This is a genomic window from Streptomyces sp. 1-11 (assembly GCF_007176755.1).
Taxonomy (GTDB): domain Bacteria; phylum Actinomycetota; class Actinomycetes; order Streptomycetales; family Streptomycetaceae; genus Streptomyces.
In genome coordinates this window covers 154,017-164,625 of sequence record NZ_BJTV01000016.1, presented here as the reverse complement: position 1 = coordinate 164,625, position 10,609 = coordinate 154,017, and the positions used below count along the sequence as shown (strand labels likewise).

Below are 10,609 nucleotides of genomic sequence, written 5' to 3'. Positions count from 1 at the left end.
GTGCGCACGTGGCGCAGTGGAGTCTGCGATTGGTCATGCTGCCTTCCTGCAGTCGGGGCAGCGCGGGTTGCCCTGCGCGCCGTATCGGATGGTCGGCTTCCTGCACTGGATACAGGGACCGATGCTCTGACCGAGGGTGGCGACATTAGAGAGGGGCTGCATTTCAGCGTCCCCAGCGGTCCCAGCGTCCCCCTCGCCGTATCCGTGCAGGTCAGAGGGTGTCTCCTGGGGGGACGCTGCGAAGAGTCCAGCGTCCCCCTCAGCGTTCCCTAGCGTCCCCCCGCTGCCGTGGGGGGTCGCTAGCGTCCCCCCTGCAGCGTCCCCCCTGTTTCCGCTGGTCACAGCGCTACCAGAGCTGTTGGGGGACGCTGGGGACGCTGTTTCGTACCTTCTCTCTGCTTCCGCCTTCTGACGCTCCTCTGCCTGCGCGCTGCGGCGTTCCTCGGTGGCCGTCAGCATGTACAGCCGCTGCTTCTTCGGCTTCGGCCCGCGCTTGCTGTCGTCCACCTCAATCCCGATAGTGCGCAGGGCGGGGGCAAGCCGCTTGAGCTGACCACCTGCGCGCGTCGAATCCTTCGGCCATTTCTTCGGCAGCCGCTCCGGGGTCGGCACCCGCTCCAGAAGCTCCGTAGCCGTGAGGGTGAGTCCTTCTGCGCCGGCCCGGTCGACGAGCTCGACAACGGCCTGAGCGAACGGCTCGCCGTCGAGGACGTCCGCCACCGCATCGCGGGCGCTGGCCTTGTAGCTGTCCAGGGTCTTCCATCCCTTGACCTGGTCGACGGCCGCGAGGACACGGGCGAAGTCGGCCATGCGGGGGCGTTCAGTGAGCCGCACGTCCGGCAGCACCTTGAGCACCTGGGCGAGCAGGTCGAACAGGGACGCCAGGATGGACGCGTGCGCTTCGGCGTAGGCCGCGTCGAGCTCGGCTTCCTCGCGTCGCTTGTGGTCGGGGATCAGGTGCAGCTCGATGGTCAGCAGCCGCTCGGCGAGGTCGCCGGCCAGGGCACCGGCGTCGATGGTCGTCATGGCCAGCACGCGCCGGAACTCCAGGACCACGACGTCGTCGTCGGTGTACAGGGCGCGGTCCACGATGCCGTCGCCGGTCACCGCACGACACAGCGCGTCCGACAGCCAATCGGAGATGACGGACACGTTGTCGAGGCACAGCGCCCACGAGTTGAACGCCTGCGTAGCCCACGCCTTCACGTCCCGCGGAGCGGTGCGCTTCGGTGCCCCGGACGGGTCCACGATGCCGATGACCATCGCGGCGCCCTTGGACTTGCCGGTGCCCTGCTCACCACGGAAGGTGAGGATCGGGTGCGGCAGGTCCGGGATGAACGCGGCGACCAGCCACGCGACGAGCAGGTGGAATCCCTCTTCGCTCATGTTCATGAGGTCGCGCAGCTTGGCCAAGCCATCCCCATCGGACACCGGCTCAGGAAGCGGCTTCATGGCGCCCGACCGGCGGAACAGCACGGGAGAGCGCGCGGCCCGCTCCCAGCCGTCCGGAGTGACGACGACGCAACGTCCCTCGGCCGTCGCCAGGTCGACGACGACGCCGTGCCCGTGCCGTGCGACGCGAACGTGCGGCACGCGGGGGTCGGCCGATGCTGCGACGCCTTCGAGTACCGTCATGGCGTCGGCAAGGGCCGATTGAGACGGGACGGAGCCGCCGTTGGCGTCGGTGTAGATGTGCGCCAGCTGGGAGCGCAGGCCGGCCTTTCCGCGCAGCGGCAGGGCGATGTTGGCCCCGTTCTTTTTGACGCCGTAGGGGCGGCCGTCCTCGGACATGAACAGCTCGTAGCGTTCGCGGGCGAGGGCGACCAGCTGGGAGGCCTGCGACGGCCCCCGCTCCTTCGGGTCGGCGCCGGCATCCTTCACGATCTGCTCGGCGCGCTTCTTGCTGGTCTTCTCGTCGTCGCTCACCGTGCGGCTCCCAGTACATCGCCGCGGGCCGACTTCAGCGTGGCCTCGGCTTCCTTGTCGGGCAGGCCGATTTCGGCGGCGGCCTGCATGAGTGCGTGTTCGGCCTGGTCGGCGTCGAGGCGGCCGGCGGCGGCGTGCTCGAACGCCTTGCAGGCTGCCCAGAACAGGCGGTTGTTGCGCTGCCCTTGGGGGGCGTCGAGGACGCAGCGCACCAGGCCGACCAGGGACCGGCCGCCGCCCATCAGCGACAGGTTCACGGGTGCACCGCCCGTGCGCCGTGGCCGCTCCTTGTCGGCCGTCATGAGCTGCAACAGCTGTTCGGGGATGGGCCGCACGGTGACGTCGCTCGGGTCGGAGGCGAGGGTGTACAGGCCGCGGGCGCCCCGGCTGCCGGGGCCGACCAGGTAGCCACCGAAGCCGCGCACGTCGATGCCGGGTCCGAGCTGTCCGGCTCGGTTGGGCACCTTCACATCGGCCGGTCCGGTCCACCACGCGTGATAGCCGCCGCGGGGGGTGCGGATGATGACCGTGCGAGGGACGGCGATGCCCTGGCGGGCGCAAAGCCTGCGCAGCTCCCAGACGCCGTCGACGTCCTTCTCGGCGTCGCGGTCGAGGTCGAGGCCGATCAGGTGGTGCGGCGGCCGGCCGCAGGCGATGCCGTATCCAGTAGCGTGCCGCGCGGCCTCGAACATCTCGCGGATGCGGGCCGGGTCGCGGGAGGCGTCGTGGATGCCGTGCCCCAGCTGCCCGCACCCTCCCCTGCAGCTGTGCCCCTTGTCGTGGGGCGACTTGAGGGCGGGCAGCTTCGTCAGGGACAGCGGGATCACCTCGAAACCGAACCGTTCCGCGGCCTGCTGGGCGTTGTCGTGGGCGTTCTGCCAGTCGCTCATGCCGCCCCCTTGGCCCGGCGAGACTGCAGCTCGTATTCGGTGCCGCAAGGGCCGGTGACGGTGCCGAGGTGGACGTGCCGGTGCCAGTCGGCGCACTTAGGGCAATGGGCCAGGTACTCGACACGTCCACGGGTGATGAGCACCAGGGGGCGGGCCGTCAGCGGCACGGGGCCGACGGGGAACAGGCCGTCGCTCTGCAGCGCGGCCTGCTGTACGGTGACAGCAGACGAACCGCCCGCCGCGGAGTCTTCGTGAGAACCGCCCGCCAGCCACGGGCGGTTCTCTGCGTTATGGGTCATGCCGCGGATTCCTCCTCCAGTGCCCGCTCCCAGCGCTGCACTTCGGTCTCGTCGTAGAGGGCGCGGCGGCCCACCTTGATGCTCTTGGGTCCGTATCCGATGTGGCGCCAGTACCGGACGGTGCTCTCGGGCGCCCGGAACCGTTCTGCCACTTCAGCGGTCGTGAGGTAGCGCTTGGACATAGCTCACCTTCATTGAGAGAAGCCATCTTCGCTTCACCTGGCGATGGCTTGACGGTAGCAGCGTTGACGCCGTTCGTGAAGCTTCCTATGCTTCACCACGTGAAGACTGATGAGATTGGGGCGACCTTCGGCGCCCAGGTGAAGCAGGCACGGGAGTCCCTGCAGTGGTCTCAGGCCGAGCTGGCGAAGCAGCTCGGGCACGCCCTGGGCAAGGAAGTGAACGCCCTGGTCATTACACGAATCGAGGGTGGGAAGCGTCCCGTCTCGATCGTGGAACTGGTCGCGTTGGCCTCCGTGTTCAAGACGACTCCCGGCAAACTGCTGGAGGGTGTGGAGGTCGACACCGACCACATCGAGGCGGACCGCGCCGTGGGCCGCTGGGTCATGCGGGAGGCTGCAGCCCGGCGAGCCCTCGGCGACCTGGCCGGCTTCCTGCGCGACCACCCGCACACACGGGAGACGATCCGCGCGTCCCTATTCCGAACGGTCGGCGAGGAAGTCGACGAGATCATGCGGCGCCTCGATTCAGCAGAGTTTCCAGAGCCATCAGGAACCTGACTCCGCCCTCAGGGAGGGAGTCAGAGGTAGGACCAGGAAGGGGCGTTACCGGGCTTCCGGGCGCCCCTTCAGTGCTGCCTCCCTTGCCTCCCTGGGCTCCCATCTGCGCAGGTCACCGCCAGGGAGGCCGTCCAGGGAGCCGGGTAGGGAGAACTCCCTCAGATCTCGTCGTCTCCCTGCTCTTCGTCGTCCTCGGCGAGCCGCTCAAGGACGGCGTCCTGGACGCGCTCGCGGGCGACGACCATGCGGCCGTCAGACTTGTACTGCTGGGCACCGAACGGCTCCAGAGCCTTCTTCAGATCCGCCGGCCCCCAGCTGCGGTACACCTCCGGGTTCTTCGCGGCCAGCAGGTGCAGCACCTCCTGCACCAGCACCCGCGGCTCGTCGCCGATGACGGCGGCGACGTCGGCCAGCGGGTCCGGCGGCTCGAACGTCGGCTCGTCGACCGGGCCGGTGCCCTCCCGCAGGCCCATCGCCCGCTCGACGACCGGCGTCACGTTGTCGATGCCCTTCTCGGCGTCCCGCTCGACGTAGTACGCGCGGATCACCTCGAACGGCTTCGCGGTGAAGCCGTAGGTCACGGCGGTGCCGATGTCCTGGCCGGGCACCAGCTCGGTCGCCCGGATGCCGGCCTTGTACTTGCCGGAGCCGAGCAGGCCGTCGTTGGCGACCTGGTCGCCGACCGCGAACGCCACACGGTGCGACGTGTTGCGGGTGACGTCCCGCGGCAGGCTGTCGGCGGTCGGGGACACCGTGGTCCAGATAAGGGTGATGCCCACCTTCCGCGCCTTCTTCATGACGCGAATGGCCAGCTCAGCGGCCTCTTTCCCGTAGTCCTTGTCCATGAACAGCTCGTGGCACTCGTCGAACACGACGACCCGCGGCCGCATCCGAGCGTCCTTCAGCGCCATCTCGCGGGTGAGCTTCGGCGAGTCGCCGCCGAGCTCCTCCAGCAGCTTGCCCCGCTCGGTGACCTCCTGCGTCAGGGTGCGCAGCCGGTCCAGGGCGGCCTTGAGCTGCTCCTTGTCGTCGCCCTTGACCAGCGTCTTCAGCCGGGGCTTGAGCGGGTCGTAGTCGACGTTCGCGGCCATCACGTACACCTCGGCCTCGACCAGCGGGTCCAGGATGGCGCCGAGCAGCAGGGAGACGACGATGGACGTCTTACCGGAGCCCATGATGCCGCCGACGATCCAGTTGGACGCCATCAGCTTGCCGATGATGGGTTCGCCCCGCTGGGATACGGCGACGGGCACGCCCTTGAAGTAGTCGGTGGAGCCCTCCTTCAGCAGCGGCCACGGCGGCACAGGCCCGGACAGGGAGCCCTGGTCAGCCACCCACAGGTCCAGAACGCCCGGCTCCTTCGGCGGCTCGGTCGGCCACACCTCGACCGGCTTCCTGAGCAGGTTGTGGGCCAGCACGTTCTTCTTGACGTTGACCATCTCGACGGTGACGCCCAGCGGCAGCTGCAGCTTGGTGTGCCAGCCGTTCCCGGAGCGGGTCGACGGCTGCACCCAACGCGGCTGCCAGCCTTCCTTGATGGCCTTGTTCAGCGGGGCGATGCCCAGGTTGCCCAGCGCGCGGATGATGGCGCTCTCGTCGGGCACCACGCCCTGTTCCTGCTGCTCGGCGGGCAGCGCCCACACGGGTGCGGTGCGCTGGTGCCGGCCGACCGCCCACACGCTGAGCAGGGCCAGCCACGGCAGCGCGAACAGCAGCGGGCCCCAGATCACACCGGCGACGAACGCGACCAGGCCGACGAAGTCGACGACCGTGTTGATCGGGGCGAGGACGTCGTGGACGTCGTGGCTGTTCCAGGCGAGCAGGATGCCCAGCAGCAGGAGCGCACCCGTCCCGGCCACGGTGCCCGTGAGCAGGGCCTTCGGCGCGTTGATGGCCATCTGCAGCATCTCCATGCGCCGCTTCTGCCGGGCGGCCCGGTAGGAGCTGAGCCGCTGCTCCCACTCACGCACGAGCTCTTCGTTCCCGCCGGCCTCGGCGACGCGCATCATGCGCTGGTAGCGGGCGGCGGTGCGGCCGTCCCAGGCCCGGCGGGCGAGGATGCGGGTTCCGCCCCACACGTAGGCGCCGTGGCGGACGGCGAGCCGGTACCCGGGGTTCTCGCGGGTCTCGACGACGACCCGGCGCAGGTGGTCGATACGGACCCGGCGGCGCCGCGGGGCGGCCGGCTCCTTCACCGGCTCGGCGGCCGGGGCCGGCGGCTGCTCGGGGGCGAACTTCAGCAGGGACACCTGCGGGCTGACGTGCCCGTTTACCCGCTCCGGGACTGTCTCGGTCATGCTGGTCATCTCCGGTTGCTAGATGGCGATCAGGGGACACGGGGCGGCCGACGATCCTTGCCTGGGTGACGGCCGCCCCGTGGCGGATCTACTTCTTCTGGCCCTTGGCGCGGGCGTCCTCGCGCTCCTGCGCCTTCTCCCGGATGCGCTCGGCTCGACGCTCGAGGGCCGCCGTGGGCTTGCCCTGCTCCTGCCGGCGGGCGACGCGGATACCGATCACGACCGTTGCGGCCAGCTCACGCAGGTTGTGCGGGTCATGCTTCGAAGCGGGCATCGGTCAGTCCTCCGTGGTGTCGGCGATGGCGGTGTGGGTGCGGGCGATGTCGGCCCACAGGGCGCCGACGGCGGCGAGCGGTGCGGCCTCGTGCCGGGTGTCCTCGTGCCGGGCGCGCGTCTCGGCGTCCCGGGCGAGGGCGGCGGCCCGCTGCAGGGCGGCGTCCGCCATGGTCAGGCGCTGGGTGCGGGTCATGGTCACTTCCCCTTCAGGTAGTCGGCCCACAGTCCGCGCAGGACCAGGGCGAGGATGGCGACGGACACGGCGCCGATGGCGACCGCGACGGCGAACAGGGAGGCGACCAGGCCGGCGGCGATGCCGAGGCCGCCGAGGGTCACCCACTTGCGGGTGTCGAACGGCTCCTTGGCCGGGGCCGCGGGCGCGGGCGCCTGCTGCTGGGCGGCAGCGACCTTGGCGAGCTCGACGGCGGCGAGCGCCAGCTGCACAGCGACGGTGTCCGTCTGTGCTTCCTCGACGGCGGCCTCCGCCTTCTCCAGGGCGCTCACGGCCGGCCCCCGCCCGGCCCGGCCAGAGCCTTCTCCCGGTCGTACAGGGCGTCGATCGTCTCCCACGAGCCGGTCAGCTGCCGGGCGTTCATCTCGGTACGCATGGCCTCCCGGAACTTCCGCTTCGACGGCGGCGGGTTCGTCGCGTACAGCTGGGCGGCGAGCAGGGCCACCGCCTGGTCGTTGGCGGCCTTCGCCTCCTGTGCCGAGGGCGTGCCGCCGCCCGTGCCGGGCGGGCCGTCACCCCCCGTGCCAAGTGCGGGAACACCGTCCGGCACTCCCCCTGCCAGCAGGGCCTCCAGCTCACGGTCGGAGACCAGGCCGGGCAGCTCGGCGACGGCCTCCGGCAGGGGGTGCTGGTCGATGACGTTCGAGTACGCCTCGAACGCGTCATGGGTGACGGTGACGGCGTCCGCCTCCGCCTCCCGGGTGCCCTTCAGGATCTCCGCCGCGGCCTTCGTCTCGTCGGCCCGGGCGGCGGCCACGGCACGGGACACGGCGATCCGGTCACGGGTCGTGGCACGGGTCCGGTCGATGGCGGCCTGGGCGCGCGGGCTGATCCGGGTGCGGTCCCGGTCGATGGCCATCATCAGCGTCACCTTGGCCAGTACCGGGATGAGCGCGCCGACCACGGCGGCCAGGACGTCACCGGCGAGCAGGCCGCGGGCGCCGAGCACGGCCACGGTCAGCGGCAGGAACACCCAGCCGATGGCCTTCGGCAGGCGGGCGCTGGAGCCCTGCCGGCGGTGCGCGGTCTCCTGCGCCAGGGCGTACAGCCAGACGGCGTCGTAGAGGACGGCGACGCTGTACGCGAACGGGGCGGCGGCCTGGTCGGCGAGGATGCCGCCGATGGCGTCGATGGCCCACGCCACGGCAATGCTGGTCAGGATGGACGGCAGCACCCACGGCGCCACCTTCTTCAGCTGGTTCACTTCATGTCCTTCCAGAACGTGGCGCCCGGGGTGAGCCGGGCGCCACAGGCAGCGGGTGTCAGGCGCGCCACTTCTCCAGGTCGCGGATGGCGTTGGCGGCGTCGAGGTGCTTGTCGACGTCGGCGGTGGCGAGCCTGGCGGCGATGTGGTCGCGGGCGGCTTCCGCTTGGATCTGTGCCTCACGGGCGAGGGCTGCGGACTGCTCGTGGATCTTGATCTGCTCCTGGGGGTTGTTGCTTCGCATGACGGGCTCCTCTCTGGGCTGGGACTGTCCCGGCTCCCCTCACCGCCCGTGCAAGACGGGCGGATCGGGCAGCCGGTCAGTCGGTGGATACGGCCTGCGGGCTTGCGGCGCGCACCACGCGGTGCGACGCGAGACAAGCGCCCTCGAGGTCCCGGCGGTCGACGGCGTCGACCAGGGCGGCCATGAGGGCAGGAACAGAGGGGATCGGCCGGGCCGACCGGCACACCGCGCGCAGGGCGGCATGCTCGGTCGGCCGGCGAATCGGCCAGCGGGAGGTCACGAGATCTCGCCCCGCAGCCGGATCGCCTCGGTGGCCAGGGCCTCGATACGGGATGCGGCCACGCCCAGGGCTCCGGCGATGCGGCGGCCGTCCTCGGCCTGATAGTCGCCCTCGGCGTCCAGCACCAGCGAGATCATGGGGACCATCTCGCGGAACGGCGCCCACGAGATCCAGGCGTTCATCAGCGGCTGCAGGCCGTGCGACTCCGTGTCCACGCCGGCCTTCACCCGCACCGAGCGGTGCGTGATGTCGTTCCGGCCGATCCCGACGCCCATCTGCCAGCCGTGGCCGATGCACCACGGCGGGCAGGTGAAGGTCACCGGGCCGTGATCCATCGTGTCCAGCGTGACCGTGCGGGCCAGGAACCCGGCCACGATCGGGAAGTGCCGGTCCACGAAGCGGCGGGCGCGCTCGTCCTCGTCGCTCATGCGGCCCACCTCCGGCGGCGAGCCTTCGCGGCCAGCCGGCGGGCGTCCCGCTTCGACAGCTCCTCGACGGCGACCCGCTGCCGGGTCGTGTTCACGTTCCCGTTGCGGCGCGGCATCAGAGGGCACCGCCCTCGAGGCGGGTCGTGCTGAGCGGCGCCGGCATCTCCGGCACCGGCACGCCGAGCGCCTGGGCGAGCAGGTAGCGGGCGACGGTGTCGTACTCCAGCTCGCTGCGGTAGCGCGGCATCGTCAGTAGCAGCTCACCAGTCTTCCGCTGCACCACCGCGCCGAAGAACTCGGCGTCGGTGATGTCGGAGTCGATAAGGGTCACGCCCAGCTCGTTGATGAGCAGGGGCAGCGGGGTGTCCATCAGGTGATCGACGGACGGCTTGGCCGGCGCCGACATGTCGGCGGCCGTGGGCTGCTTCGGGATGGCGGGGAGGCTGACGGCGGTCTTCACAGTGCCACCGCCAGTTCGCTCGTCGGGATGCCGCGCTCGGTCACGTACTGCGTGAAGGCGGCCCGAGAGACGCGGATGGTGCCGCGGCCCTGGCCGACGCGGTACGACGCGAGGCGGCCCGCTTTGATCTCGGCGTAGACAGTGGCGTTGTTGACGCGCAGCGCGGCGGCGACGTCCTTCACCCGGAGCGGTTCGCCCGCGGGTGCCTGCGTCTGGGCAGGCAAGATACGCTCAGCGTGCATCTGAGACTCCGACTCTTGGATGCGAGGCCCTGGCGGGCGCGGTGCTGGAACACCGCGGGCATCCCGTCAGGGCTTTTGTCATGCCTGACTCGTCCCGATCGGCATCTGTCGTGCCGATTGGGTACACGCCTAGGATGTTCTAGAAGACCAGCAGAGTCAACAGGCATTGCAGAACGTTCTAGAAGTTAGGAGTTTTCATGGCTCGTGATCTCTCTACGCTGCCGCCCTACGCACGCATCGCGGCGCAGATCATCGCCCGCATCGAGAGCGGCGAACTCCAGCCGGGCGACCGTGTGCCGTCGGTAAGCCAGATCATGGCGACCGAGGGTGTCAGCCGGGCCACGGCCGCACGCGTGCCTGGCGTCCTCCGGGCCGAGGGGTACGCGACGGCCACGCCGGGGGTAGGAACCATCGTCACCAGGCCGAAGAAGCTCACCGCTGGTGCCGACCGCCTGTCCCTGCTCCGGGCCGGCGCATCGGGCATCGGCGACGGGGAGCGCGTGGAGATCGTGGGCGCCGAGCTGGAGCCTGCAACGCAGGAAGTCGCCGACGCCCTCGGCCTCGAAGCAGGAGACCAGGTCATCCGACGCCGACGCCGGTACATCGACGCCGCAGGGGTCGTCACCGTCTCCACTACATGGATCGCCGGACAGCTGGCCGAGCAGGCACCCGAGCTGCTGGAGACGGAGCCGCTGCCGAAGATGACGTTCGGCCTCATCGAGGAACGGACCGGCCGGCGCGCATCGAGGCGCCGGGACACGGTCGCGCTCCGCGAAGTGCCCGAGGACGTCGCCGGCCTGCTCGACGCGGAGCCGGGAACGGTCGTCCTCACCATGACGAACCACTACTGGGACCAGGACGGCGAGCCGACCGAGTACGCCGTCGACTACCTCGGCGTCGGCCGGGACCTGTCCTCGGAATACGCCCTTGACTGACCGCCTGACACGGAGCGTGGCTGCGCCCCCGTCATGCCTCAGGGCACAACGAGGGCACAACGTTTCCGAACACACCCGACACCAGTCAACGTCAGCGAACGCTATTCCCGCAGGTCACGGCGGTATTTGACAGAACCGGGCAGGTCATGCAGTGAA

The 10,609-nt window shown here is 70.3% G+C and carries 15 protein-coding genes; 2 read left to right on the top strand and 13 right to left on the bottom strand.

The genetic code is table 11. The annotated features are described in order from the left end of the window. Nucleotides 1-33: 33 nt before the first annotated feature. Genes TNCT1_RS28940 through TNCT1_RS28925 form a run of 4 tightly spaced genes read right to left on the bottom strand, consistent with a single transcriptional unit; the run spans nucleotide 34 to nucleotide 3,297 of the window. The gene (locus tag TNCT1_RS28940; protein WP_143637902.1) at nucleotides 34-1,926 is read right to left on the bottom strand and encodes an ATP-binding protein; all 1,893 of its coding nucleotides are present in this window, start codon (nucleotides 1,924-1,926) and stop codon (nucleotides 34-36) included. Continuing rightward, nucleotides 1,923-2,816, bottom strand: coding sequence for a bifunctional DNA primase/polymerase (locus TNCT1_RS28935; protein WP_143637900.1), 894 nt, complete (start codon nucleotides 2,814-2,816; stop codon nucleotides 1,923-1,925). Before TNCT1_RS28935 ends, TNCT1_RS28940 begins: the two co-directional genes overlap by 4 nt. After that, nucleotides 2,813-3,115 (bottom strand): hypothetical protein, encoded by a 303-nt coding sequence (locus TNCT1_RS28930; RefSeq protein ID WP_143637898.1) that lies wholly within the window; start codon nucleotides 3,113-3,115, stop codon nucleotides 2,813-2,815. Before TNCT1_RS28930 ends, TNCT1_RS28935 begins: the two co-directional genes overlap by 4 nt. Continuing rightward, the gene (locus TNCT1_RS28925; RefSeq protein ID WP_143637896.1) at nucleotides 3,112-3,297 is read right to left on the bottom strand and encodes an AlpA family transcriptional regulator; all 186 of its coding nucleotides are present in this window, start codon (nucleotides 3,295-3,297) and stop codon (nucleotides 3,112-3,114) included. Before TNCT1_RS28925 ends, TNCT1_RS28930 begins: the two co-directional genes overlap by 4 nt. Before the next feature lie 99 nt (nucleotides 3,298-3,396). Between TNCT1_RS28925 and TNCT1_RS28920 the strand changes: the two genes are divergently transcribed. Then, a complete protein-coding gene (locus tag TNCT1_RS28920; protein ID WP_160160435.1) occupies nucleotides 3,397-3,855 on the top strand; it encodes a helix-turn-helix domain-containing protein in 459 nt (152 codons plus the stop codon). Between the two features lie 158 nt (nucleotides 3,856-4,013). Here the strand turns inward: TNCT1_RS28920 and TNCT1_RS28915 are convergent, their stop codons facing one another. The 9 genes from TNCT1_RS28915 to TNCT1_RS28870 all read right to left on the bottom strand — a co-directional run bounded on the left by TNCT1_RS28915 (nucleotide 4,014) and on the right by TNCT1_RS28870 (nucleotide 9,500). Continuing rightward, entirely contained in the window at nucleotides 4,014-6,152 is a 2,139-nt protein-coding gene (locus tag TNCT1_RS28915) for a zonular occludens toxin domain-containing protein (protein ID WP_143637892.1), read from the bottom strand. Nucleotides 6,153-6,240: 88 nt separating this feature from the next. After that, nucleotides 6,241-6,426, bottom strand: coding sequence for a hypothetical protein (locus TNCT1_RS28910; protein ID WP_143637889.1), 186 nt, complete (start codon nucleotides 6,424-6,426; stop codon nucleotides 6,241-6,243). A 3-nt stretch (nucleotides 6,427-6,429) separates the two neighbouring features. Beyond that, entirely contained in the window at nucleotides 6,430-6,621 is a 192-nt protein-coding gene (locus TNCT1_RS28905) for a hypothetical protein (RefSeq protein WP_143637887.1), read from the bottom strand. Nucleotides 6,622-6,623: 2 nt separating this feature from the next. Further along, a complete protein-coding gene (locus TNCT1_RS28900) occupies nucleotides 6,624-6,932 on the bottom strand; it encodes a hypothetical protein (RefSeq protein ID WP_143637885.1) in 309 nt (102 codons plus the stop codon). Beyond that, the gene (locus TNCT1_RS28895; protein WP_143637883.1) at nucleotides 6,929-7,864 is read right to left on the bottom strand and encodes a hypothetical protein; all 936 of its coding nucleotides are present in this window, start codon (nucleotides 7,862-7,864) and stop codon (nucleotides 6,929-6,931) included. Before TNCT1_RS28895 ends, TNCT1_RS28900 begins: the two co-directional genes overlap by 4 nt. A 58-nt stretch (nucleotides 7,865-7,922) precedes the next feature. Continuing rightward, entirely contained in the window at nucleotides 7,923-8,108 is a 186-nt protein-coding gene (locus tag TNCT1_RS28890; RefSeq protein ID WP_143637881.1) for a hypothetical protein, read from the bottom strand. 276 nt (nucleotides 8,109-8,384) lie between these two features. Beyond that, on the bottom strand, nucleotides 8,385-8,816 hold the full coding sequence (locus TNCT1_RS28880) for a hypothetical protein (protein ID WP_143637878.1): 432 nt from the start codon (nucleotides 8,814-8,816) through the stop codon (nucleotides 8,385-8,387). Nucleotides 8,817-8,931: 115 nt separating this feature from the next. Beyond that, nucleotides 8,932-9,276, bottom strand: coding sequence for a hypothetical protein (locus tag TNCT1_RS28875; protein ID WP_143637876.1), 345 nt, complete (start codon nucleotides 9,274-9,276; stop codon nucleotides 8,932-8,934). Continuing rightward, nucleotides 9,273-9,500, bottom strand: a complete 228-nt coding sequence (locus TNCT1_RS28870) for a helix-turn-helix domain-containing protein (RefSeq protein WP_160160434.1) — start codon at nucleotides 9,498-9,500, stop codon at nucleotides 9,273-9,275. The genes TNCT1_RS28875 and TNCT1_RS28870 overlap by 4 nt, the downstream gene beginning before the upstream one ends. A gap of 215 nt (nucleotides 9,501-9,715) precedes the next feature. Here TNCT1_RS28870 and TNCT1_RS28865 point away from each other — a divergent pair, with 215 nt between their 5' ends. Continuing rightward, nucleotides 9,716-10,453 (top strand): GntR family transcriptional regulator, encoded by a 738-nt coding sequence (locus TNCT1_RS28865; protein WP_143637872.1) that lies wholly within the window; start codon nucleotides 9,716-9,718, stop codon nucleotides 10,451-10,453. Nucleotides 10,454-10,609: the final 156 nt, after the last annotated feature.

Coding starts and splice junctions, on each gene's coding strand:
- TNCT1_RS28935 (WP_143637900.1), bottom strand. CDS start 2,816: ATGAGCGACTGGCAGAACGCCCACGACAACGCCCAGCAGGCCGCGGAA.
- TNCT1_RS28930 (WP_143637898.1), bottom strand. CDS start 3,115: ATGACCCATAACGCAGAGAACCGCCCGTGGCTGGCGGGCGGTTCTCAC.
- TNCT1_RS28925 (WP_143637896.1), bottom strand. CDS start 3,297: ATGTCCAAGCGCTACCTCACGACCGCTGAAGTGGCAGAACGGTTCCGG.
- TNCT1_RS28915 (WP_143637892.1), bottom strand. CDS start 6,152: ATGACCGAGACAGTCCCGGAGCGGGTAAACGGGCACGTCAGCCCGCAG.
- TNCT1_RS28910 (WP_143637889.1), bottom strand. CDS start 6,426: ATGCCCGCTTCGAAGCATGACCCGCACAACCTGCGTGAGCTGGCCGCA.
- TNCT1_RS28905 (WP_143637887.1), bottom strand. CDS start 6,621: ATGACCCGCACCCAGCGCCTGACCATGGCGGACGCCGCCCTGCAGCGG.
- TNCT1_RS28890 (WP_143637881.1), bottom strand. CDS start 8,108: ATGCGAAGCAACAACCCCCAGGAGCAGATCAAGATCCACGAGCAGTCC.
- TNCT1_RS28880 (WP_143637878.1), bottom strand. CDS start 8,816: ATGAGCGACGAGGACGAGCGCGCCCGCCGCTTCGTGGACCGGCACTTC.
- TNCT1_RS28865 (WP_143637872.1), top strand. CDS start 9,716: ATGGCTCGTGATCTCTCTACGCTGCCGCCCTACGCACGCATCGCGGCG.